The following is a 24,356-nucleotide window of genomic DNA, read 5'->3' as shown; positions in this document are numbered from 1 at the left end:
CGCGCGTGTCATGTGGTCGCAGATGGGGCGGTTCCGGACACTCGCTTCGTACGAGTGTGGATGTCCGACCAGAGGGGCGTAGCTCAATTGGCAGAGCAGCGGTCTCCAAAACCGCAGGTTGCAGGTTCAAGTCCTGTCGCCCCTGCCCCCGGACTGCCAGCGACCGAGAGGAACGATGTGAGCGAGGAGCGCGGTCAGCGCCACAGCGGCACCGCAGGGAACATTCCCGGCGACGCTGGAACGGCTACCGGCGCGACCCCCGACGGTTCTTCCGCGGCTGCTCGGCCGACCGGCAAGCGGGCCACCCGTCGTGGTGCAGCCGATCCCTCGGCATCCACGACGAGTGCGGTGTCCATGAAGAAGACGTCGCGTTCGGCCACGGCCGTGAGCGATCGTCCCGCCGCGAAGTCCGAGAACATCTTCAAGCGACTCGTGCGCTTCTTCCGTGAGGTCATCGCCGAGCTCCGCAAGGTGATCTGGCCCAACCGCAAGCAGTTGACCACCTACACGCTCGTGGTCCTTGCGTTCGTGACCGTTATGACGGCGTTCATCTTCGGATTGGATCTGGCGTTCGTACAGGGCGTCAGCTGGTTGTTCGGTTAGCGCCTGTCCGCGCGAGACGAAAAATGTGATCGACGAGAGGAAAGTGCCCGGTGAGCACCCCCGAGAACGACTCGTACGAGGCTTCGGCCGAGGAGCACGTTTCGGACGAGGCCTTGGTTGACGACGTGACGGCCGAGTCGGCGGATGCGGACACCGAGGTCTCCGAGTCCGACGCTGCTGTCGAGTCCGGCACCGATGCCGAGACCGATGTCGAGGTCTCCGACGCAGCGGAGGGCACCGACGACGCCGCCGCCGAAGAGGACGAGGTCGACCCGGCCGAGGCCCTCGAGAAGCAACTGCGGCGCGAGCCCGGCGACTGGTACGTCGTGCACTCCTACGCCGGCTACGAGAACAAGGTCAAGACCAACCTCGAAACCCGCGTCCAGAACCTCGACCTCACCGAGTACATCTTCCAGGTCGAGGTGCCGACCGAAGAGGTCACCGAGATCAAGAACGGTCAGCGCAAGCAGGTCAACCGCAAGGTCCTGCCCGGCTACATCCTCGTCCGGATGGAACTCAACGACGAGTCGTGGGGCGCCGTCCGGAACACCCCCGGCGTGACCGGCTTCGTCGGAGCCACGTCGCGTCCGTCGCCGCTGACGATCAAGGAGGTCGTGAAGTTCCTCCTCCCGCAGCAGGCGAAGAAGAAGCCGGCGGCCGGTGCTTCGACCGCAGGCGAGCAGGCTCCCGCCGCCGCTGCGAAGCCCGCCATCGAGGTGGACTTCGAGGTCGGCGAGTCGGTCACCGTGATGGACGGCCCGTTCGCGACGCTGCCCGCCTCCATCAGTGAGGTCAACGCCGAGCAGCAGAAGCTCAAGGTCCTGGTGTCGATCTTCGGCCGTGAGACTCCCGTGGAGTTGTCGTTCAACCAGGTGTCGAAGATCTGACGATCCCCAGGATCCGACGGCGCCGGCATCCGGCGCGCACAAGCTTGCAGTAGCAGTACGCAAGAACCACACCGAGCACGAAACTAGGAATAGAGATGCCCCCCAAGAAGAAGAAGATCGCCGGGCTCATCAAGCTCCAGATCCAGGCCGGCCAGGCCAACCCGGCTCCGCCGGTCGGCCCCGCGCTGGGTCAGCACGGCGTCAATATCATGGAGTTCTGCAAGGCGTACAACGCGGCGACCGAGTCGCAGCGTGGCAACGTCGTGCCGGTCGAGATCACGGTCTACGAGGACCGTTCGTTCGACTTCAAGCTGAAGACTCCGCCGGCCGCGAAGCTCCTGCTCAAGGCCGCAGGCGTGCAGAAGGGCTCCGGCGAGCCGCACAAGACCAAGGTCGCCAAGGTGACCATGGATCAGGTGCGCGAGATCGCCAAGACCAAGCAGGAAGACCTGAACGCCAACGACATCGAGGCTGCCGCGAAGATCATCGCCGGCACCGCTCGGTCGATGGGCATCACGGTCGAGGGCTGAGCCCCTCGCTGTTCGGGGGCTCCGTCCCCGGGCTTGCATAGCACTCGTGGGAGGGCCGGCCAGGCCCGCTACCACGCCCGAACCATTCACCTGCCGGTGAGAAGTTAGGAAAGAACATGGCAAAGCGCAGCAAGGCATACCTCGCCGCGGCCGAGAAGATCGACTCGGACAACCTGTACAGCCCCCTCGCAGCTGCGAAGCTCGCGAAGGAGACCAGCTCGAAGAACTACGACGCCACCGTCGAGGTCGCCATGCGACTCGGTGTGGATCCCCGCAAGGCGGACCAGATGGTGCGCGGCACGGTCAACCTGCCGCACGGCACGGGTAAGACCGCTCGCGTCATCGTCTTCGCGGTGGGCGAGAAGGCTGCCGAGGCCGAGGCCGCAGGTGCCGACGTCGTGGGCGCCGAGGATCTGATCGAGCGCATCCAGGGCGGCTGGCTGGACTTCGACGCCGCGATCGCGACCCCCGACCAGATGGCGAAGGTCGGTCGTATCGCCCGCGTCCTCGGTCCCCGTGGTCTGATGCCGAACCCGAAGACGGGCACGGTCACCCCGGACGTCGCGAAGGCCGTCACCGACATCAAGGGTGGCAAGATCAGCTTCCGCGTCGACAAGAACGCCAACCTGCACTTCGTGATCGGCAAGGCCTCGTTCGACGAGACCAAGCTGGTCGAGAACTACGCTGCTGCTCTGGACGAGGTGCTCCGCGCCAAGCCGTCCAGCGCGAAGGGCCGCTACATCAAGAAGGTCACGATTGCTACGACCACCGGCCCGGGCATCCCGGTGGATCCGCAGCGCACCCGCAACCTCCTCGAGACCGCGGAGTAATTCGCACTGCACGCAGTGGATGTGCGTCCTGAAGCGGCCGGTACAGCATCGCTGTGCCGGCCGTTTTGCATCTCGTGCACATCGTCCGCTACAGTGGTGGGGTAGTTCGGCGTGCGCCGATCTTCACCCCGATCATGTTCTACCCAAGACCGTTGGTCACCGAATCCGCGTGCGGATCGGTTGAAGGTCCGGAGTTGTCCGGCGGCCCACGCAGGAGGACGAGGTTAGGGGAGATACGAACCGCGATGTGCCTTCCGGGTGCATTCGAGTTCCTCCTCCTTGTATGCCCCGTGTGCCCTGCGCCGGGGCGTTCGTCGTTTTCCGGTCCCGGCGGTCGTCCGGTGGGGCGTCCCACTCGGGACACCGGGAAAACGACTGTTACTGAGAGGAGGCGAAGTATGGCAAAGCCCGAGAAGGTTTCCGCAGTTGCGGAGATCACCGAGCAGTTCAAGACCTCCACCGCTGCCGTGATCACGGAATATCGTGGTCTGTCGGTGGGAAGTCTGACCGAGCTGCGTCGCGCTCTCGGAGAGGGTGCCACCTACTCCGTCGCCAAGAACACCCTGGTCAAGCGTGCCGCCGCTGAGGCGGGCGTCGAGGGGCTCGACGATCTGTTCGTCGGTCCGACCGCCATCGCGTTCGTCAAGGGCGAAGCGGTGGATGCTGCGAAGGCTCTGAAGAACTTCGCGAAGGACAACAAGGCTCTCGTCATCAAGGGCGGCTACATGGACGGCGCTGCGCTGTCCGTGGAGCAGGTCAACCAGATCGCGGACCTCGAGTCCCGCGAGGTGCTGTTGGCCAAGCTCGCCGGCGCGATGAAGGGCAACTTGGCAAAGGCCGCAGGCCTGTTCAACGCCCCCGCTTCGCAGGTGGCCCGCCTCGCGGCCGCTCTGCAGGAGAAGAAGGCGGGCGAAGAAGCCGCCTGACGCTGATCCGCATCACTGCGAATCTGCATCACCGCGAAAGATACATCCACGCGTGCTCCGGCACGCACCATCCCATCCGGTCGCGGATCAGCGACATGGGACTTATCAGGAAGGACCGCCACCATGGCGAAGCTCACCACCGAAGAGCTGCTCGACGCGTTCAAGGAACTGACCCTGCTCGAGCTCTCGGAGTTCGTCAAGGCATTCGAGGAGACCTTCGAGGTCACCGCTGCTGCTCCGGTTGCCGTCGCTGCCGCCGGTGCTCCGGCCGCTGCTGCCGAGGCCGAGTCCGAGCAGGACGAGTTCGACGTCATCCTCGAGGGTGCCGGCGACAAGAAGATCCAGGTCATCAAGGTCGTTCGCGAGATCGTCTCCGGCCTGGGCCTGAAGGAAGCCAAGGACCTCGTCGAGGGTGCTCCGAAGCCGATCCTCGAGAAGGTCGCCAAGGATGCTGCCGACGCTGCCAAGGCCAAGCTCGAAGAGGCCGGCGCCAAGGTCACCGTCAAGTAAGACGGTTTCCGAACTTTCCGTCGAGCGTTCCGACGCTCTCCGGAACGGTTCCGCACAGGGCCGTTTCCGCGAATTCATTTCGCGGAAACGGCCCTTCTGCATTTCGGGCATGAATGCCGAGTGATATGTCCGTTATCGGCAGAAATCGACATCTACGCCGTGTTCATGCAGGTCACGGCGTAAGTCGAGACACGCGTACCCCCTTGTGCAACGTCCTTACTCATGAGTAGGATCGCGTGTCACAGGTACCACTATCCATGCGATAGAGTGGCCCAACCCACACGGGGGCGACGGTATCGGACAGCGGAGGTGATCGTGGGAGTCGAGGTTTCCGTCGAGGGACTGACCAAGTCCTTCGGCTCGCAACGTATCTGGCAGGACGTGACGTTGACGTTGCCGGCCGGTGAGGTGTCCGCGTTGCTCGGGCCGTCGGGTACCGGTAAGTCGGTGTTCCTCAAGTCGTTGATCGGTCTGCTGCGCCCGGAGGAGGGCTCGATCGTCATCGACGGCACCGACATCCTGCAGTGCTCCTCGAAGGAGCTCTACGAGATCCGCAAGTTGTTCGGGGTGCTGTTCCAGGACGGTGCGTTGTTCGGGTCGATGAACCTCTACGACAATGTCGCCTTCCCGTTGCGTGAGCACACCCGCAAGTCCGAGTCGGAGATCCGGCGGATCGTGATGAGCAAGCTCGAGCTCGTCGGTCTGCTCGGCGCCGAGGACAAGTTGCCCGGGGAGATCTCCGGAGGGATGCGGAAGCGCGCCGGTCTGGCGCGGGCGTTGGTGTTGGATCCGGAGATCATTCTGGTGGACGAGCCGGATTCGGGTCTCGATCCGGTGCGCACGACCTATATTTCGCAGACGTTGATCGATATCAATGCGGAGATCGATGCGACGATCCTGATCGTGTCGCACAACATCAATCTGGCGCGCACGGTGCCGGACAACATCGGGATGTTGTTCCGCCGGCAGTTGGTGATGTTCGGTCCGCGTGAGGTGTTGCTGACTTCGGATGAGCCGGTGGTCAAGCAGTTCCTCAACGGCACGATGATCGGTCCGATCGGGATGTCGGAGGAGAAGGACGAGGCGACGATGGCGCACGAGCAGGCGCTCGTCGAGGCGGGGCATCATGCCGGTGGGGTGGACGACGTCGAGGGGATCGTGCCGCAGATGCAGGCGACTCCGGGGATGCCGGAGCGGCAGGCGGTGGCGCGTCGGCAGGAGCGGGTGCGGTCGATCCTGCACAACCTGCCCCCGGCCGCCCAGAGCGCCATCCTCGAGTCGCTCGATCACAACGGCGCGCCCCACACAGCCCGGGGCTATGCCGACGACGACACCCAGATCATTCCCGCCTATACCGGAGAGAGATACGAGCAGCAGGCCCAGCAGTAGCACCAGCCGCAGCAGTGGTACAGCGTCAGCAGTGGTACAGCCGCAGGCTGGAGAAGTAGGAGAGTAGATGGGGGCGGGCAGCTCGCTCGTGCGGCCGGTTCACGGCGCACTCACCCAGGCCGGCAACATCGTCGAACTGTTCGTCGACGTCGTGCGGAACACCTTCCGCCGACCGTTCCAGTTCCGGGAATTCATCGAACAGGCGTGGTTCATCGCCAGTGTCACGATTCTTCCGACGGCGCTCGTCGCGATCCCGTTCGGCGCCGTCGTGTCGCTGCAGACCGGCTCGCTGATCAAGCAGCTCGGCGCCGAATCGTTCACCGGTGCCGCGAGCGTCCTGGCGGTCATCCAGCAGGGCAGTCCGATCGTGACGGCTCTGCTGATCGCCGGTGCCGCCGGCTCCGCGGTCACCGCCGACCTCGGATCGCGGACGATCCGCGAGGAGATCGACGCGATGGAGGTGCTGGGCATCAATCCCATCCAGCGCCTCGTCGTCCCGCGAGTACTGGCGATGGTGCTCGTCGCGCTCCTGCTCAACGGTCTCGTCTCCGTGATCGGCATCGCCGGCGGCTACTTCTTCAACGTGGTGCTGCAGGGCGGTACCCCCGGCGCCTACCTCGCCTCCTTCTCCGCCCTGGCGCAGCTACCCGACCTCTACGTCGCCGAACTCAAGGCTGCGATCTTCGGGTTGATCGCCGGCGTCGTCGCGTCCTACAAGGGGCTGCACCCCGGTGCAGGCCCGAAGGGCGTGGGGGAGGCCGTGAACCAGACTGTCGTCATCACGTTCCTGCTGCTCTTCTTCGCGAACCTGATCCTGACGATGGTGTACCTGCAGATCGTTCCTGCGAAGGGATCCTGACCAGATGACAGTCTCCAGAGGCCGCGGAGATCTCGTTCTTCTCCGGGGTCGCCGAGCGGTGCGCGCACCGCTGAACGTGCTCGACCGCGCGGGGGACCAGATGTCCTTCTACGCGCGCGCCGTCGCGTGGACCCCGCGAACCCTCACCCACTACCGCAAGGAAGTCCTGCGGTTGCTCGCCGAGGTCACCTTCGGCAGCGGTGCACTCGCCGTGATCGGTGGCACCATCGGCGTCATCGCGATGATGTCCGGCTTCACCGGCGTCGTCGTGGGTCTGCAGGGTTACGCCGCGCTCGAGCAGCTCGGCTCGTCGGTGCTCACCGGCTTCCTCTCGGCCTACGTCAACACCCGTGAACTGGCCCCGATCGTCGCGGCGCTCGCGTTGTCGGCGACCGTGGGCTGCGGCTTCACGGCACAGCTCGGTGCCATGAGGATCAGCGAGGAGATCGACGCCCTCGAGGTGATGGCCGTGCCGTCGCTGCCGTTCCTGGTGACCTCCCGGATGATCGCCGGCTTCGTCGCCGTGATCCCGCTGTACATCATCGGTCTCCTCGCGGCCTATCTCGCGACCCGCACGATCAGCACGCTGTTCAACGGCCAGTCGAGCGGCTCGTACGACCACTACTTCTATCTGTTCCTCCCACCGGAGGATGTGTTGTATTCGTTCGCGAAAGTGCTGGTCTTCGCGTTCGTGGTCATCCTCATCCACTGCTACTACGGTTTCCACGCCAGCGGCGGTCCCGCCGGCGTCGGGGTGGCCGTGGGCCGCGCGGTGCGTACCGCGATCGTGACGATCGCGATCCTCGACTTCTTCCTCAGCCTCGCGATCTGGGGCACGACGACCACGGTGAGGGTGGCCGGATGAGCGACACGACCACTTCGCCCTTGCGTCGCCGCACCCTGGGATTGATCTTCTTCGTGGTGCTGGCGCTGTTCCTGTACGTCACGATCGCGATGTACAACAAGACGTTCACGAAGGTCGTGAAGGTCGACCTCCGCACCGACAGCATCGGCAACGCCCTGCCGCTCAACGCCGACGTCAAGGCACGCGGTGTGCTCGTCGGCGAGGTCCGCGGAACGAGCGCGGAAGGCGGCGACGTCACCGCGCATCTTGCGCTCGACCCCGACAAGGCCGAACTGATCCCGGTCAACGCCACCGCACAGCTGCTGCCGAAGACCCTCTTCGGTGAGCGCTACGTCTCGCTGATCATCCCCGACGATCCGGGGCGTCCCGTCACGAACGGCGATGTGCTGGTGCAGGACACGAGCGAGCGCACAGTCGAACTCGGCGACGTGCTCGACGGGCTGCTCCCGCTCCTCGAGGCCGTCCCGCCGCAGGACCTCGCCAACACGCTCGGCGCCCTGGCCCAGGGACTGAGCGGACGCGGCGAGAAGCTGGGACAGACGGTCGACGACCTCGAACAGATCTTCCGCGAGGTGAACGGCGAACTGCCCACACTGCAGGAGGATCTGCGCGGACTCGCCGATTTCTCGCAGACCTACTCCGAGGCCGCACCGGATCTCGTCGAGGCGCTGAACAACCTGCGCACGACGGGTGGCACGGTCGTCGAACAGCAGAACCAGATCCGCACGCTGCTTGCGAGCGCGACGGGAGCGTCGTCGCAGACGGCCGATTTCATCGAGCAGAACTCGAACTCGATCATCACGCTGTCCGCCGATTCGAAGGAGGCGCTGCAGCTGCTCGCCCGTTACTCGCCGTCCTTCCCGTGCACCTTCGAGGGATTCGCCGACGCGAAGCCGGCCGCCGTCGATCTGCTCGCGGCCGACGATCCGTTCCCGGGTGTGCGCGCGAACATCCAGTTCACGAACCCGAAGGGCCGCTACCTGCCGAACCAGGACGAACCGCGTCTGCTCGACGATCGCGGACCGGCCTGCTACGACGACGTGACCGCGCCCGGCCGCAACTTCCCGCAGTATCCGGGCGGTTCGATCAACGACGGTTCGTACCAGGTGCCGTCGCGTAATCCCGGCCCCGAGACCATCGATTTCTTCCCTGCCCCGGCAGGATCCGGCGTCCCCGACGACGTCGGTGAGATCATCGGCACCTCGGACGGCGGCGCGACTCCCGTCTCGTACGCCGGCTCGCGTCTGGAACAGGACACGCTCGACGTCATCTACGGACAGGCCACCGGTGTCGACCCCGAGGAGGTCCCGTCCTGGACCACCCGGCTCGGCGCTCCGGCGATCCGCGGTACGGAGGTGAGCTTCCAGTGAGAGGTCTCGCAGCACCCCTGATCAAACTCATCGTGTTCGCCGTGGTCACCGTCCTCGCGACCGGTGTCCTCGCCGCGACCATCGCCAATGTCGGCGGTGGGGGAGGAACGAAGTTCCACGCGATCTTTTCCGACGTCACCTCACTCAACAAGGGCGACGACATCCGCATCGCGGGTGTCCGCGTGGGGCAGGTCGAGGAGATCTCGGTCTTCGACGAACGGCAGGCGCGGGTCACCTTCTCGCTCGAGGAGCGCGACTGGCTCCCGGCCGGTGCCACCGCGACCATCCGGTTCCGCAATCTCGTCGGCCAGCGTTACATCGCGCTCGGTCAGGGTGAGGGCGCGCAGGGCGAGAAGATCACGGGCGGCGATACGATCCCGATCGAGCGTACGAAGCCGGCGGTGAACCTCACGACGCTCTTCGACGGCTTCCGGCCGTTGTTCCAGACGCTGAGCGCCGACGACGTCAACAAGCTCTCGTTCCAGATCATCCAGGTCTTCCAGGGTGAGGCCGGAACGATCGACGATCTGGTGCGCAGCACCGCGTCGCTGACCAACACCATCGCCGACAAGGACCGCGTGATCGGTGCGGTGATCGACAACCTCAACACCGTCCTGGCCACGATCGACCAGCGCGACGAGCAGCTCGATTCGCTGCTGGTCAACACGCAGGCACTCGTCAGCGGGTTGTCGGCCGACCGGGCGACCGTCGGTTCGGCCGTGGCGTCGATGGCGGGGCTGACCGACGCGGTCTCCGACGTCCTCGAGCCCACCCGCCCGTCGATCGCACAGTCGATCACGGCGCTCGAACAGGTCACTTCGAATCTCAACGCGAACCGCGACGAGGTCGACCGCGTCCTCGAGACGTTGCCGGTCAAGCTCGACAAGCTCGGGCGCGTGGCCAGCTCCGGTTCGTGGTTCCAGTACTACCTGTGCGGTATCGACATCATCGCAGGTCCCGGTTCGGTCCCGTATCTGAATCTGCCGACGGGGCTGCCCACCGTGAACCAACCCATCTACACGAATGCGGCGAAGCGTTGCTCGCAAGAGGGGATGCAGGAGTTGCAGGGACGATGAGCAAACGTCGCAGTCCGGCCGCCGCCGGTGCCCTGGGCATCGTCGTGGTGCTGCTGGGGACACTGTCCGCCTTTTTCCTCGACGAACTGCCCATTATCGGGGCGGGCGCGACCTACGAGGCCGAATTCAGCGAGGCCGCGGGTCTCAAACCCACCAACGAGGTGCGTATCGCCGGCGTGAAGGTCGGCAAGGTCACCGGAGTCGACCTCGAGGGCGACCGCGTGATCGTCTCGTTCAAGGTCCAGGACGCATGGGTCGGGAACGACACGGCGGCCCCCATCCAGATCAAGACGATCCTCGGACAGAAGTATCTGGCACTCGAGCCGCGGGGTACGGAGGTGCTCGACCCGGACGACCGGATCCCGCTCGACCGGACGGTCGCGCCGTACGACGTGATCGAAGCGTTCTCGTCGGCGGCCACGACCCTCGGCGAGATCGATTCCGAGCAGCTCGCGACCGGCTTCCAGACCCTGTCGGAGGCGTTCTCGGAGACACCCGACGACATCCGGGCCTCGCTCGACGGCATCAGCCGCCTGTCCGAGACCGTCGCGAGTCGTGACCAGGAGCTGAAGAAGCTCCTCGACGCGACCGGCAATGTCTCGAAGGTGCTCGCCGACCGCAACGCCGAGTTCAACCGGTTGCTCTCCGACGGTGCGCTGCTCGTCGCGGAACTGAACAATCGGCAGGAGGCGATCTCCCAGTTGCTCGATGGCACCAAGCGGTTGTCGGCCGAGCTCTCCGGGCTCGTCGAGGAGAACCGCGAGACCATCGGTCCCGCCCTGCAACAGTTGCGCGGCGTCGTCGACGTCCTCCAGGAAAACAACGACAACCTCGATCGGGCCATGGAGCTGTACGAGCCGTTCGTGCGTGTCTACACCAACGTCGTCGGCAACGGCCGGTGGTTCGACCAGGTCGTCGTGAACCTGACCCCGCCGGGCCTACCGGAGATCCCCGGTTACCGCGAGCCCGGTCGCCGCCTGGAAGGGGGCAACTGATGGCACACGCCGAGAACGGCGAGTCCCGCAGCAATCGCGGGCGCATCGCGCTGCTCGCAGCCGTCGTCGCGGGCGTGGTGGCCCTGGCCGGAGCGGGGTGGTGGATGTTCACCCGGCTGGGCACCACCGAGATCACTGCCTATTTCGACAAGGCCGTGGGCATCTACGAGGGCTCCGACGTCCGGGTGCTGGGCGTCGAGGTGGGGAAGGTGACGTCCGTCGAACCGCAGGGCGACCTCGTGAAGGTCGGGCTGCGGGTGAACCGCGGCGTCGACATCCCGGCCGACGCCCGCGCCGTGCAGATCACCCCGTCGGTCGTCGCCGACCGTTACGTGCAGCTCACCCCTGCCTACACCGGTGGCGACACGATGAGCAGCGGTGCGGTGATCGACCGCGAGCGCACCGCCACCCCTGTGGAGGTCGACGAGCTCTACGCGAGCATCGACGAGCTCTCCCGCGCGCTCGGTCCCGACGGCGCGAACCGCGAGGGCGCGCTGACCGACTTCGTCGAAGTCGGTGCGGAGAACCTCGCCGGCAACGGTGAGGCCCTCGGGCAGAGCATCGAGAACCTGTCGGCCGCCGCGCGCACGCTCGACCAGTCGCGCGACGACCTCTACGGCACGATCGAGAACCTGCAGGTGTTCGTCAGTGCTCTCGCGGCCAACGACGAGCAGGTGCGCCAGTTCAATGCGCAGCTCTCGGACCTGTCGGGATTCCTGGCGGGGGAGCGGCAGAACCTCGGTGAGGCGCTGAACACGCTGTCGGTCACGCTCGGCGACGTCGCGACGTTCGTGCGCGACAACCAGGCAGCCGTGAAGGACAACGTCGACGCACTCGTGCCGATCACGGAGACCCTGGCTAACCGCCGGCAGGAACTCGTGAATTCGCTGACGCTGCTCCCGCTCGCGGTGAGCAACCTCGTCAACTCGTACGACGCCGAAGCAGGTGTGCTCGCATCGCGGCTCGTGCTGCCCGACCTGCAGGACCCTGCGGGAGCGGTGTGCAAGCTCATCGATCTCGGCAATCTCGTGCCCGGCGACGAGCGTTTCGAGCAGCTCGGCCGGCAGATGCAGCCGCTGATCGACCGGTGCCGCGACGTCGCCACGCAGATCACCGAGGACCAGCGGTCCCCGGATCTGATCCTGCCGTTCGGTGTCCTGAGCGGTGAGAACATCCAGCGGCAGGTCACCCCGGGCACGGTGCCCGGCGTGGTCTCGCCTCGGCTCGACCTCCGGGGAGGAGATCGGTGAGCGGCGCGAAGAGGATGGGCCGCACAGGTGTCTTCGGAGCGGCCGCGTGCGTGGTCGCGGTGACGGTCACGGGGTGCGGCGGTCTGTCCGACGTCCCGTTGCCCGGCGGCGCCGACGTGGGGAGCGATCCGATCCGTCTGTCCGTCCAGTTCGACGACGTGCTCGACCTGGTTCCGCAGTCGAGCGTGAAGGTCGACGGTGTACCGGTCGGGCGCGTCGAATCGATCTCGGTCGCATCCGATTTCGGGTGGACCGCCGACGTCGGCATCGTGCTCGACTCGAGTGTCGACCTGCCGGCGAACGCGCTCGCGAGCGTCGAACAGTCGAGTCTGCTCGGTGAGAAGTTCGTGCAACTCACGCCTCCGGAGGACGAGCCCCCGACGGGCCGGCTCGCGGACGGCGACGTGATCCCGCTCGACCGCACCCGGCACGCCACCGAACTCGAACCGGTGCTCGGCGCGCTGTCGCTGCTGCTCAACGGTGGCGGTGTCGGTCAGCTCGCGCCGATCGTCAACGAATTGTCGACGGCCTTCGACGGCCGCGAGGGAACCACGCGCAGCCTGATCGAGCAGGCCGAGACCCTGATCACCGGTCTCGAACAGCAACGCGACGACATCACCCGGGCGCTCGACGGACTCGACGAGCTCACGGTGCGGGTCGCGGAGCAGAACGACAAGATCGCCGCCGTGCTCGACGAACTGCCGGTCGCGACCGAGGTGCTCGAACAGCAGCGGCCGCAGCTGACCCAGCTGCTCGGCCAGCTCGACCGGCTCGGCACCGCAGGGGTCGACGTCCTCGATCAGTCCAAGGAGGATCTGATCGCCGACCTTTTGGCGCTGCGCCCTACCCTCCAGGCACTCGCGGCATCGGGCGACGACCTCGTCGAGGCGCTCGCCTTCGTGCCCACGGTGCCGTTCCCGGACGGTGTCGAGAAGGTCGCGCTGGGCAACTCGGTGAACCTCTTCCTCGTCGTCGACCTGCAGATCGGCAACGCGCTGGCCGCGCTCGGTGTGGGCCAGGGCGACCCGGTCTACCGCGAGCCGAAGTTCGGCAATCCGAAGCCGCTCGTCGACCCGTCCAACCCGTACTACGACGGGAACGGGCCCGCCCCGGGCTGGCCCACCGTGTCGCTGCTGCCGGTGCTTCCCACTCCGCGTCTGCCCGGTGTGACGCTGCCCGAAGGGGTGTCGCTGCCCGACGGCATCGAGATCCCGGGGGTCACCGAGGCCGGCGCGGACACCGACACCGGTGCCGACGGTGACGAGGCCCCACAGCCGGGGCCGCTGCAAGGTTTGCTGAATCAGCTCGGACTCGGGGGTGGGCAGTGAGATCGCGCCTGGTGAAAGTGCAGCTCGCGCTGTTCGTGGTCATCGCGCTGCTCGGCATCGTGTTCGTCGGTGCCCGGTACGTGCGGCTCGACAACCTCATGGGCTTCGGCCAGTACACCGTCGACGCGCGGTTCCCGACCGGCGGCGGCATCTTCCCGAACGCCGAGGTCACCTACCGCGGGGTGCCCGTGGGCCGTGTCGGGGCGCTCAGCCTCACGGACGACGGCATCAACGTCGAGCTGCGTCTCGACAACGGCGGACCGCAGATCCCGGCGTCGGCGCGACCGGTCGTGGCGAACCGGTCGGCGATCGGTGAGCAGTACGTCGATCTGCAGCCGCCGAACGACGAGGGCCCCTATCTCGAACAGGGCTCCGTCATCGAGGGCACCGAGGAGGATCTGCCCACGCCGGTCGAGGACCTGCTGCTGAGCACGAACGACCTCGTGTACTCGGTTCCGCTCGAGCCGCTGCGCACCGTCGTCACCGAGCTCGGCGCGGCCTTCGACGGCCGCGGCGACGACCTGCAGGTGCTCGTCGACGCGCTCGCCGGTCTCAGCGAGAAGGGCGCCGAGTACCTGCCGCAGACCGTCACGCTGATCCGCGACAGCCTTACGGTGCTCGACACGCAGTCCGACCAGTCGTCGGCGATCCAGCAGTTCAGCTCGGATCTGGACCTGGTGACCGCACAGCTCCGCGACAGCGATCCCGATCTGCGGCGCCTGATCGACACCGGCACCGACGCGAGCGACCAGCTCTCGCAGCTGATCGAGGGCTCCGGCCCGGGCCTGACCACCGACCTCGCGAACCTCGCGGCGGTGGCGGAAGTGGCCGCGCCGCAGTCGATCGCCCTGCAGCCGCTGCTGGCCTTCCTTCCCGCCGTCGCGGGCAGTGCGAGTACGGTCGCTCCGGGCGACGGTGCGGTGCGTCTGGGCATCGTGCTCGAGACCAACAATCCGCCTTCGTGCACCATCGGGTACGAGGGGACGCAGGAGATCCTCGCGCAGATGCGCGCGCAGGATCCGAACTTCGACGAGACCCAGCAGGACTTCCCCTTCAACACGAACGCCTCGTGCGAGGTGCCGCAGGGCAGTGTCACCGGCGTGCGCAGCGCGAACCGCATCGTCTTCGCCGATCCGAACACGATCCAGCCCTGGGATTTCAAGCCGAAGAAGGACCCCGACAAGCTCAACCTGAATCCGATCGCGACGCAGCTCGCGCCGTTGCTCGGAGTCACCCCGAAGTGAGCAGTTAGTAGGTTTGTGGAGTGAGTGCACCAATTTCCTCCGACGCTCCGCCCACCCCGCCCCCATCCGCCGACGGCAACTCGCCCGCGGACGGCCGGGGACCGGGCGGGGCACGCAGGGCGGCCCTCGCCGTCGTCTCGGTGCTCGCCGTCGTCGCCCTCGCGGCGGCGGTGTGGTTCGGCTACGGCTGGGGGCGTGCGCTCCTGGTGGACCGTTCGGCCGCCGAGGCGCGCGACGCCGCACTCTCGGGAGCCATGCAGGCGGCCGTCAACCTGAACAGTGTCGACGCGAACGACGTCGACCTGTCGATCGAGAACATGCGGTCGTCGATCACCGGCGACGCCCTGCGCAACGATCTCGCGGCGACCGAGGAGGACATCCGGGCTCGGGTCGCGGAGACCGGCACCAGCATGTCGGCCGAAGTGCTGTTCGGAACGCTCACCGAACTCAACACCGACGACGATCTGGGTAAGGCGCTCGTCGTGCTCGCCGTGCGCACCCAGACCCCCGAGTACTTCGTGACCAACAAGGTCCCGGTGCTCGTGTCGCTGCGCAAGGACGGCGACGTGTGGAAGGCCGAGACCATCGAGCCGCTCGCCTCCGTCGAGATGGAGTCGGGCCCGGTCTCCGGTGCTCCGGCTCCCGATCCCGGCGCGCAGCCCGCGCCCGACGATTCCGGGGCGCCCGCGCCGGGAGATACCGGGGCGCCCGCGCCGGGAGATACCGGGCCGCCCGCGCCCGAGGGCGAGGCGGGCCCGTGATGTTCGGCAAGTCGACGAAGGAGAACGTGTAGTGCCCCCGCAGCGACGGAAGACCGGCCCCAGCGGGCCCCCGCGCCGTCGGCCGAAGGTCGCCGGCACGTCCCGACCGCCCCGGATGACCCCTGCAGAGGACGAACGCCCGACCCCGGCAGAGGACGAACGCCCGTCCCGGACGGAGCGGACGATCACGCCGCCCGAACAGGGGAGTACCGGACCGGCGGAGACCCGTACAGGGGAAAACCCTGCCGAGCAGTCGCGACCTTCCGAGGTGACGCTCGACAAGCAGGAGAACGAGCATGAGAAGCCCGCGCCGACGGCCGCCGACACGGCCGGGTCCCCGGCAGCGAGCCCGGCGGAGACTGCGACCGAGCCCGGGGATCCACCGGAGCCTCCCGCCGGTGAGGCCGGCGGGTCGCGTGCCTCCGGTGGGTGGCGCCCGGTGATTCTCGTCGGTGCGGTGGCGGTGGTGCTCGCGGTGATCGCCGCGGTCGCGGCCTTCCGTCCCGGTGCCGACGTCTCGAACGTCGCGTGGGTCGACACCGCGGAGACCCGGGAGGTCACCGAGGCCGCGAAGGTCGCGATCGAGACCATGCACGGCTACGACTACCGCACCATCGACGAGGACTTCGGGCGGATCCGGGAGTTGCTGACCCCGGAGCGGCTCGAGGAGGTCGACTCGACCGCGGACGTCACCAAGAAGGCCGCGATCGACACCCGCACGGTCACCGAGGTGATGGTCGAGCACATCGGCGCGACGATGCTCGACGACACCCGCGCCGAGGTCGCCGCCTACATCAACGTCAGCGCCACCGGCGACGGGATCGCCCAGGGCAGCGCGGCCGCACCGCTGCTGGTGAGGATGGAGAAGTCGGACGGACGATGGCTGGTCTCGGAGATCCGCGACCGGTGACGACGGCTGCGGATCGCCCCCTCACCGGGGGTGTCCGCGGCCGCGACGCGCGGATCGTTCCGGACGCGCAGTCTTGACGCAGGCGACGCGAGCGGTCACTCTATCGGTACGCCTGTTCGACTGAAGGCTTCCTCGTGAGCCGCTCGAGGTCGTTTGCCAGGTTTCTTTGAGGCACCCCTGTGGACATTTCGCCTACTTAGGTGTAGGTTAGTTCTTTGCGCTGGCTGCCTCCTGTTCACCTTCTGATCGTCGAGTCGGAATCCGCCCTTTCGGGCGAGACCGTTTCGGTGTGTCGGTGGGGTTCTCGTTCGGGTTGCGACCAGCGAAAACGCCCCACATGAAGAAGCAGGTACAGCGGCGGTCGCACCGGTTGGAGCGGCCCGCGTGAGGTGCTGGAAGGACGCATCTTGGCAGTCTCTAGCCAGACCAAGGCAGTAGCCGGAATCCCCGGAGCCCCGACGAGGGTGTCGTTCGCGAAGATTCGCGAACCCCTCGAAGTTCCCGGGCTCCTCGATCTACAGACCGATTCCTTCGAATGGTTGATCGGCTCGGAGCGCTGGCGCGCGAAGGCTGCCGAGCGCGGCGACGGTCACGTCGTCGGTGGCCTGGAGGAGATCCTCGACGAGCTCTCGCCGATCGAGGACTTCTCGGGTTCGATGTCCCTGTCCTTCTCCGATCCTCGTTTCGACGAGGTCAAGGCCTCCGTCGAGGAGTGCAAGGACAAGGACATGACGTACGCGGCTCCGCTGTTCGTCACTGCCGAGTTCATCAACAACAACACCGGCGAGATCAAGAGCCAGACGGTCTTCATGGGTGACTTCCCGATGATGACCGACAAGGGCACCTTCATCATCAACGGCACCGAGCGTGTCGTGGTGTCCCAGCTCGTCCGTTCGCCGGGCGTGTACTTCGACAAGACCGTCGACAAGAGCACCGAGAAGGACCTGCACAGCGTCAAGGTCATCCCGGGCCGCGGTGCCTGGCTCGAGTTCGACGTCGACAAGCGCGACACCGTCGGTGTGCGTATCGACCGCAAGCGCCGTCAGCCGGTCACCGTGCTGCTCAAGGCGCTGGGCTGGTCCACCGAGCAGATCGTCGAGCGTTTCGGATTCTCCGAGATCATGATGTCGACGCTCGAGAAGGACAACACGGCGGGCACCGACGAGGCGCTCCTCGACATCTACCGCAAGCTCCGTCCGGGCGAGCCGCCGACCAAGGAGAGCGCGCAGACCCTGCTGGAGAACCTCTTCTTCAAGGACAAGCGCTACGACCTGGCGCGCGTGGGCCGTTACAAGATCAACAAGAAGCTCGGCCTGAACACGGGTCAGCCGATCGAGGCGTCCACCCTCACCGAGGAAGACATCGTCGCCACGATCGAGTACCTCGTGCGTCTGCACGCGGGCGAGAACAAGATGACCGTCCCCGGCGGCGTCGAGGTTCCCGTCGAGGTCGACGACATCGACCACTTCGGCAACCGTCGTCTGCGCACGGTCGGTGAGCTCATCCAGAACCAGATCCGCGTGGGCCTGTCCCGCATGGAGCGCGTGGTCCGTGAGCGCATGACCACCCAGGACGTCGAGGCGATCACGCCGCAGACCCTGATCAACATCCGTCCGGTCGTGGCTGCGATCAAGGAGTTCTTCGGAACCTCCCAGCTGTCGCAGTTCATGGACCAGAACAACCCGCTGTCGGGCCTGACGCACAAGCGTCGTCTGTCGGCGCTGGGCCCCGGCGGTCTGTCGCGTGAGCGCGCCGGCCTCGAGGTCCGCGACGTCCACCCGTCGCACTACGGCCGCATGTGCCCGATCGAGACCCCGGAAGGCCCGAACATCGGCCTGATCGGCTCGCTGTCGGTGTACGCGCGGGGCAACCCGTTCGGCTTCATCGAGACGCCCTACCGCAAGGTCGTCGACGGTGTCGTCACCGACGAGGTCGAGTACCTCACGGCCGACGAGGAGGACCGCTACCTCATCGCGCAGGCCAACTCGCCGATCGGCTCCGACAACCGCTTCTCGGACGAGCGTGTCCTCGTCCGTAAGAAGGGCGCGGAGATCGAGTACGTCGCCGCCGACCAGGTCGAGTACATGGACGTCTCGCCGCGCCAGATGGTGTCGGTCGCGACCGCGATGATCCCGTTCCTCGAGCACGACGACGCCAACCGTGCCCTCATGGGCGCGAACATGCAGCGTCAGGCCGTGCCGCTGGTGCGCAGCGAGTCGCCGATCGTCGGTACCGGCATGGAGCTGCGTGCCGCCGTCGACGCCGGCGACGTCATCGTCACCGAGAAGAGCGGCGTGATCGAAGAGGTCTCCGCCGACTTCATCACCGTCATGGCCGACGACGGAACCCGCAAGACCTACCGTCTGCGCAAGTTCGACCGTTCGAACCAGGGCACCTGCTCGAACCAGCGTCCGATCGTGGACGAGGGACAGCGCGTCGAGTCCGGCCAGGTCCTCGCCGACGGCCCCTGCACCGAGAACGGTGAGATGGCGCTCGGCAAGAACCTGCTCGTGGCGATCATGCCGTGGGAGGGCCACAACTACGAGGACGCGATCATCCTGTCGCAGCGCCTCGTGGAGGAGGACGTGCTCACCTCGATCCACATCGAGGAGCACGAGATCGACGCCCGCGACACCAAGCTCGGTGCCGAGGAGATCACCCGCGACATCCCGAACGTCTCCGACGAGGTCCTTGCCGACCTCGACGAGCGTGGCATCGTCCGCATCGGTGCCGAGGTCCGCGACGGCGACATCCTCGTCGGCAAGGTCACGCCGAAGGGCGAGACCGAGCTGACCCCCGAGGAGCGCCTGCTCCGCGCGATCTTCGGTGAGAAGGCGCGCGAGGTCCGCGACACCTCGCTGAAGGTGCCCCACGGTGAGAACGGCAAGGTCATCGGTGTTCGCGTGTTCTCGCGCGAGGACGACGACGATCTGCCTCCGGGTGTCAACGAGCTCGTCCGCGTATACGTGGCGCAGAAGCGCAAGATCCAGGACGGCGACAAGCTCGCCGGCCGCCACGGCAACAAGGGCGTCATCGGCAAGATCCTCCCGCAGGAGGACATGCCGTTCCTGCCCGACGGCACCCCGGTCGACATCATCCTGAACACCCACGGTGTTCCGCGTCGTATGAACATCGGCCAGGTCCTCGAGACGCACCTGGGCTGGATCGGCAAGGCCGGCTGGCAGATCCAGGTGGCCGACGACGGCAGCCGTCCCGAGTGGGCACAGAACCTCTCCGAGGAGATGCTCGCCGCCGAGCCCGACACCAACATCGCCACGCCGGTGTTCGACGGTGCCCGCGAGGAGGAGCTGACGGGTCTGCTGTCCTCGACGCTGCCGAACCGCGACGGCGAGGTCATGGTCGGCCCCGACGGCAAGGCGACGCTGTTCGACGGTCGCTCCGGCGAGCCGTTCCCGTACCCGGTGTCGGTCGGCTACATGTACATCATCAAGCTGCACCACCTGGTCGACGACAAGATCCACGCGCGTTCGACCGGTCCGTACTCGATGATCACGCAGCAGCCGCTCGGTGGTAAGGCGCAGTTCGGTGGTCAGCGCTTCGGTGAGATGGAGTGCTGGGCGATGCAGGCCTACGGCGCCGCCTACACCCTCCAGGAGCTGCTCACGATCAAGTCCGACGACGTCGTCGGTCGCGTCAAGGTCTACGAGGCGATCGTCAAGGGCGAGAACATCCCCGAGCCGGGTATCCCCGAGTCGTTCAAGGTGCTCCTCAAGGAACTCCAGTCGCTGTGCCTGAACGTGGAGGTCCTCTCCAGCGACGGCGCGGCCATCGCGATGGCCGACGGCGACGACGAGGACCTCGAGCGGGCGGCCGCCAACCTGGGCATCAACCTTTCCCGCAACGAGTCGGCCACGGTCGACGACCTCGCGAACTAGGAGCCGAGCCGATGCGGTACGCACCCCGACACCACCGGGCGCGTACCGCATCGGGCCCCGGCAGCGATAGCGACAACTAGCAGCAATACAACCCGCACAGGGGAAAGGAAGTTACGTGCTCGACGTCAACTTCTTCGATGAACTCCGGATCGGCCTGGCCACCGCCGAGGACATCCGTAACTGGTCGTACGGCGAGGTCAAGAAGCCCGAGACCATCAACTACCGCACGCTCAAGCCCGAGAAGGACGGCTTGTTCTGCGAGAAGATCTTCGGTCCCACCCGGGACTGGGAGTGCTACTGCGGCAAGTACAAGCGTGTCCGCTTCAAGGGCATCATCTGCGAGCGCTGCGGCGTCGAGGTGACCCGCGCCAAGGTCCGCCGTGAGCGCATGGGCCACATCGAGCTCGCCGCTCCGGTGACGCACATCTGGTACTTCAAGGGTGTGCCGAGCCGCCTCGGCTACCTGCTCGACCTCGCGCCGAAGGATCTCGAGAAGATCATCTACTTCGCCGCGTACGTCATCACGTCGGTCGACGACGAGCTGCGCCACAACGAGCTCTCCACTCTCGAAGCCGAGATGGAGGTCGAGAAGAAGTCGGTCGCCGACCAGCGCGACGCCGACCTCGAGGCCCGCGCGCAGAAGCTCGAAGCCGACCTCGCCGAACTCGAGGCCGAGGGCGCCAAGTCCGCCGTCCGCCGCAAGGTCAAGGACGGCGGCGAGCGCGAGATGCGTCAGCTCCGCGACCGTGCGCAGCGCGAGCTCGACCGCCTCGACGAGATCTGGACGACCTTCACGAAGCTGAAGCCGAAGGATCTGATCGTCGACGAGATGATCTACCGCGAGCTCCAGGACCGCTACGGCGAGTACTTCACCGGTGCCATGGGTGCCGAGGCGATCCAGAAGCTCATCGAGAACTTCGACATCGACGCCGAGGCGGAGTCGCTGCGCGAGACCATCCGCAGCGGCAAGGGACAGAAGAAGCTCCGTGCTCTCAAGCGCCTGAAGGTCGTCGCGGCGTTCCAGCAGTCCGGCAACTCGCCCATGGGCATGGTGCTCGACGCCGTGCCGGTGATCCCGCCGGAACTGCGTCCGATGGTGCAGCTCGACGGTGGCCGCTTCGCGACCTCCGACCTCAACGACCTGTACCGCCGCGTCATCAACCGCAACAACCGCCTCAAGCGACTGATCGACCTCGGTGCCCCCGAGATCATCGTCAACAACGAGAAGCGGATGCTGCAGGAGTCGGTCGACGCCCTGTTCGACAACGGCCGTCGTGGCCGGCCGGTCACCGGTCCCGGTAACCGTCCGCTCAAGTCGCTGTCCGATCTGCTCAAGGGCAAGCAGGGCCGCTTCCGTCAGAACCTGCTCGGTAAGCGCGTCGACTACTCGGGCCGTTCGGTCATCGTCGTCGGTCCGCAGCTCAAGCTGCACCAGTGCGGTCTGCCGAAGCTCATGGCGCTCGAGCTGTTCAAGCCGTTCGTCATGAAGCGTCTCGTCGACCTCAACCACGCGCAGAACATCAAGTCCGCCAAGCGCATGGTCGAGCGTCAGCGCCCGCAGGTGTGGGACGTCCTCGAAGAGGTCATCAACGAGCACCCGGTTCTGCTGAACCGTGCTCCCACGCTGCACCGCCTCGGTATCCAGGCGTTCGAGCCGCAGCTCGTCGAGGGCAAGGCCATCCAGCTGCACCCCCTCGTGTGTGAGGCCTTCAACGCCGACTTCGACGGCGACCAGATGGCCGTGCACCTCCCGCTGTCCGCGGAGGCGCAGGCCGAGGCCCGCATCCTGATGCTGTCGTCGAACAACATCCTGTCGCCGGCATCGGGCCGCCCGCTCGCCATGCCGCGTCTGGACATGGTCACGGGTCTGTTCCACCTGACCCGTCTGGTCGAGGACGCCCCCGGCGCCTACAAGGCCGCGACCGCCGACGAGCCCGAGCAGGGCGTCTACTCGTCGCCGGCCGAGGCCCAGATGGCCGTCGACCGCGGCGTGCTGTCGGTCCAGGCTCCGATCAAGGTGCGCCTGACCCAGCTGCGTCCGCCGCGCGACGTCGAGAACGAGCTGTTCCCGGAGGGCTGGAAGTACGGTCAGGCGTGGACCACGCACACGACCCTCGGTCGCGTGCTGTTCAACGAGCTGCTGCCGACGAACTACGCGTTCGTCAACGACATCATGCCGAAGAAGCGCCAGGCCGCGATCATCAACGATCTGGCCGAGCGGTACCCGATGATCGTCGTCGCGCAGACCGTCGACAAGCTCAAGGACGCCGGCTTCTACTGGGCCACGCGTTCGGGTGTCACCATCTCGATGGCGGACGTGCTCGTTCCGCCGGAGAAGAAGGACATCCTCGAGCGGTACGAGACGCAGGCCGACGCCATCCAGCGGCAGTACGACCGAGGCAAGCTCTCGGAGGACGAGCGTCGCGATTCGCTCGTCAAGCTGTGGCAGGAAGCGACCGAAGAGGTCGGTCAGGTCATGGAGGCGCACTACCCGGACGACAACCCGATCCCCACGATCGTCAAGTCCGGTGCTGCGGGCAACATGACCCAGATCCGCTCGCTGGCGGGCATGAAGGGTCTGGTGACGAACCCGAAGGGCGAGTTCATCCCGCGCCCGATCAAGTCCTCCTTCCGTGAGGGCCTGACCGTCGCCGAGTACTTCATCAACACGCACGGCGCGCGTAAGGGTCTGGCCGACACCGCTCTCCGTACCGCCGACTCGGGTTACCTGACCCGTCGTCTGGTCGACGTCTCGCAGGACGTCATCGTCCGCGAGGTCGACTGCGGCACGCCGCGCGGCATCGAGATGACCATCGCCGAGCTCGCACGCGACGCGACCGGTCAGCCGACCGGTGAGCTCGTGCGCGACGCTCACATCGAGACCAGCACCTACGCCCGTACGCTGGCGACGGACGCGGTCGACGCGAACGGCAACGTCGTCGTCGAGCGTGGTTCCGACCTCGGCGACCCGGCGATCGAGGCGCTGCTCGAGGCCGGCATCCAGAAGGTCAAGGTCCGCTCGGTCCTGACCTGCGACACCGGCACCGGCGTCTGCGCGACCTGCTACGGCCGTTCGATGGCGACGGGCAAGCTCGTCGACATCGGCGAGGCCGTCGGTATCGTCGCCGCCCAGTCGATCGGTGAGCCCGGTACGCAGCTGACGATGCGTACCTTCCACCAGGGTGGCGTCGGTGAGGACATCACCGGTGGTCTGCCCCGCGTCCAGGAGCTGTTCGAGGCCCGCGTCCCCAAGGGCAAGGCCCCGATCGCCGATGTCTCCGGCCGCATCCGCCTCGAGGACGACGATCGTTTCTACAAGATCACGATCATCCCCGACGACGGTGGCGAGGAGGTCGTGTACGACAAGCTGTCCAAGCGTCAGCGTCTGCACGTCATCCGCAAGGCCGACGGCACCGAGGGCGTGCTCGCGGACGGCGACCACGTGGAGGTCGGTCAGCAGCTCCTCGAGGGCTCTGCCGATCCGCACGAGGTGCTGCGCGTGATGGGCCCGCGTCAGGTTCAGGTCCACCTGGTCCACGAGGTCCAGGAGGTCTACCGGAGCCAGGGCGTGTCGATCCACGACAAGCACATCGAGGTCATCGTGCGCCAGATGCTGCGTCGCGTGACGATCATCGACTCGGGCTCGACGGAGTTCCTGCCCGGTTCGCTCGTCGAGCGCAGCGAGTTCGAGGCTGCGAACCGTCGTGTGGTCCAGGAGGGTGGCGAGCCGGCTGCCGGCCGTCCGGTCCTCATGGGCATCACGAAGGCGTCGCTGGCCACCGATTCGTGGCTGTCGGCGGCGTCCTTCCAGGAGACCACTCGCGTGCTCACCGACGCGGCGATCAACTGCCGCTCGGACAAGCTGATCGGTCTCAAGGAGAACGTGATCATCGGCAAGCTGATCCCCGCCGGTACCGGTATCAACAAGTACCGGAACATCGAGGTCCAGCCGACCGAGGAGGCCCGCGCGGCCGCGTACGCCATCCCGGCGTACGACGACCAGTACTACTCGCCGGACGGCTTCGGCCAGAACACCGGCGCTGCAGTGCCGCTGGACGACTACGGTTACTCCAACGACTACCGGTAGTTCGCTGCCGTAGTAGACGACGAAGGTCCCGCCCTCTTCT

At 66.6% G+C, this 24,356-nt stretch carries 19 protein-coding genes and 1 tRNA gene; all 20 read left to right on the top strand.

The genetic code is table 11. The features are described 5' to 3' along the window. The first annotated feature begins 72 nt into the window (after nt 1–72). Nucleotides 73–145, top strand: a tRNA-Trp gene (locus tag IM25_RS00945). A gap of 32 nt (nt 146–177) precedes the next feature. Further along, nucleotides 178–603, top strand: a complete 426-nt coding sequence (gene secE / locus IM25_RS25910) for a preprotein translocase subunit SecE (protein WP_024101687.1) — start codon at nt 178–180, stop codon at nt 601–603. Between the two features lie 50 nt (nt 604–653). Then, the gene (gene nusG / locus IM25_RS00935) at nt 654–1,490 is read left to right on the top strand and encodes a transcription termination/antitermination protein NusG (RefSeq protein ID WP_006552291.1); all 837 of its coding nucleotides are present in this window, start codon (nt 654–656) and stop codon (nt 1,488–1,490) included. A gap of 95 nt (nt 1,491–1,585) precedes the next feature. Beyond that, the gene (gene rplK / locus IM25_RS00930) at nt 1,586–2,020 is read left to right on the top strand and encodes a 50S ribosomal protein L11 (protein ID WP_006552290.1); all 435 of its coding nucleotides are present in this window, start codon (nt 1,586–1,588) and stop codon (nt 2,018–2,020) included. Nucleotides 2,021–2,136: 116 nt separating this feature from the next. After that, nucleotides 2,137–2,850, top strand: coding sequence for a 50S ribosomal protein L1 (gene rplA, locus IM25_RS00925; protein WP_006552289.1), 714 nt, complete (start codon nt 2,137–2,139; stop codon nt 2,848–2,850). Between the two features lie 398 nt (nt 2,851–3,248). Continuing rightward, nucleotides 3,249–3,776 (top strand): 50S ribosomal protein L10, encoded by a 528-nt coding sequence (gene rplJ / locus IM25_RS00920; protein WP_006552288.1) that lies wholly within the window; start codon nt 3,249–3,251, stop codon nt 3,774–3,776. A 123-nt stretch (nt 3,777–3,899) separates the two neighbouring features. After that, nucleotides 3,900–4,286 (top strand): 50S ribosomal protein L7/L12, encoded by a 387-nt coding sequence (gene rplL / locus IM25_RS00915; RefSeq protein WP_003937621.1) that lies wholly within the window; start codon nt 3,900–3,902, stop codon nt 4,284–4,286. A gap of 312 nt (nt 4,287–4,598) precedes the next feature. Continuing rightward, on the top strand, nt 4,599–5,675 hold the full coding sequence (locus tag IM25_RS00910) for an ABC transporter ATP-binding protein (protein ID WP_033096350.1): 1,077 nt from the start codon (nt 4,599–4,601) through the stop codon (nt 5,673–5,675). A gap of 67 nt (nt 5,676–5,742) precedes the next feature. Next, nucleotides 5,743–6,534 carry an MlaE family ABC transporter permease gene (locus tag IM25_RS00905; protein WP_006552286.1) on the top strand — a complete coding sequence of 264 codons (792 nt, stop codon included), beginning with the start codon at nt 5,743–5,745 and terminating at the stop codon, nt 6,532–6,534. Nucleotides 6,535–6,538: 4 nt separating this feature from the next. Then, entirely contained in the window at nt 6,539–7,399 is an 861-nt protein-coding gene (locus tag IM25_RS00900) for an MlaE family ABC transporter permease (RefSeq protein ID WP_024101684.1), read from the top strand. Next, nucleotides 7,396–8,769, top strand: a complete 1,374-nt coding sequence (locus IM25_RS00895) for an MCE family protein (protein ID WP_006552284.1) — start codon at nt 7,396–7,398, stop codon at nt 8,767–8,769. Before IM25_RS00900 ends, IM25_RS00895 begins: the two co-directional genes overlap by 4 nt. After that, on the top strand, nt 8,766–9,845 hold the full coding sequence (locus IM25_RS00890; RefSeq protein WP_033096104.1) for an MCE family protein: 1,080 nt from the start codon (nt 8,766–8,768) through the stop codon (nt 9,843–9,845). Before IM25_RS00895 ends, IM25_RS00890 begins: the two co-directional genes overlap by 4 nt. Beyond that, a complete protein-coding gene (locus tag IM25_RS00885; RefSeq protein ID WP_065995656.1) occupies nt 9,842–10,840 on the top strand; it encodes an MCE family protein in 999 nt (332 codons plus the stop codon). The genes IM25_RS00890 and IM25_RS00885 overlap by 4 nt, the downstream gene beginning before the upstream one ends. Beyond that, the gene (locus IM25_RS00880) at nt 10,840–12,090 is read left to right on the top strand and encodes an MCE family protein (RefSeq protein ID WP_019291234.1); all 1,251 of its coding nucleotides are present in this window, start codon (nt 10,840–10,842) and stop codon (nt 12,088–12,090) included. Before IM25_RS00885 ends, IM25_RS00880 begins: the two co-directional genes overlap by 1 nt. Nucleotides 12,091–12,104: 14 nt before the next feature. Further along, nucleotides 12,105–13,418, top strand: coding sequence for an MCE family protein (locus tag IM25_RS00875; RefSeq protein ID WP_019291235.1), 1,314 nt, complete (start codon nt 12,105–12,107; stop codon nt 13,416–13,418). Beyond that, complete coding sequence (locus IM25_RS00870) at nt 13,415–14,662, top strand: MCE family protein (protein WP_019291236.1); 1,248 nt, start codon at nt 13,415–13,417, stop codon at nt 14,660–14,662. The genes IM25_RS00875 and IM25_RS00870 overlap by 4 nt, the downstream gene beginning before the upstream one ends. A 140-nt stretch (nt 14,663–14,802) precedes the next feature. Further along, entirely contained in the window at nt 14,803–15,423 is a 621-nt protein-coding gene (locus tag IM25_RS00865) for a hypothetical protein (RefSeq protein ID WP_019291237.1), read from the top strand. A 268-nt stretch (nt 15,424–15,691) separates the two neighbouring features. Then, nucleotides 15,692–16,333: a hypothetical protein gene (locus IM25_RS00860; protein ID WP_084294941.1), complete on the top strand. Its 642-nt coding sequence runs from the start codon at nt 15,692–15,694 to the stop codon at nt 16,331–16,333. 389 nt (nt 16,334–16,722) lie between these two features. Then, the gene (rpoB, locus tag IM25_RS00855) at nt 16,723–20,229 is read left to right on the top strand and encodes a DNA-directed RNA polymerase subunit beta (RefSeq protein ID WP_065995654.1); all 3,507 of its coding nucleotides are present in this window, start codon (nt 16,723–16,725) and stop codon (nt 20,227–20,229) included. A 115-nt stretch (nt 20,230–20,344) separates the two neighbouring features. Next, a complete protein-coding gene (locus IM25_RS00850; RefSeq protein ID WP_065995653.1) occupies nt 20,345–24,316 on the top strand; it encodes a DNA-directed RNA polymerase subunit beta' in 3,972 nt (1,323 codons plus the stop codon). Nucleotides 24,317–24,356 lie beyond the last annotated feature (40 nt).

The organism is Rhodococcus sp. p52, from assembly GCF_000763325.2.
In the GTDB taxonomy this organism is placed as follows: domain Bacteria; phylum Actinomycetota; class Actinomycetes; order Mycobacteriales; family Mycobacteriaceae; genus Rhodococcus; species Rhodococcus pyridinivorans.
The sequence above is the reverse complement of the archived record's forward strand: the minus strand, read 5'-3'. Positions and strand labels throughout refer to the sequence as shown.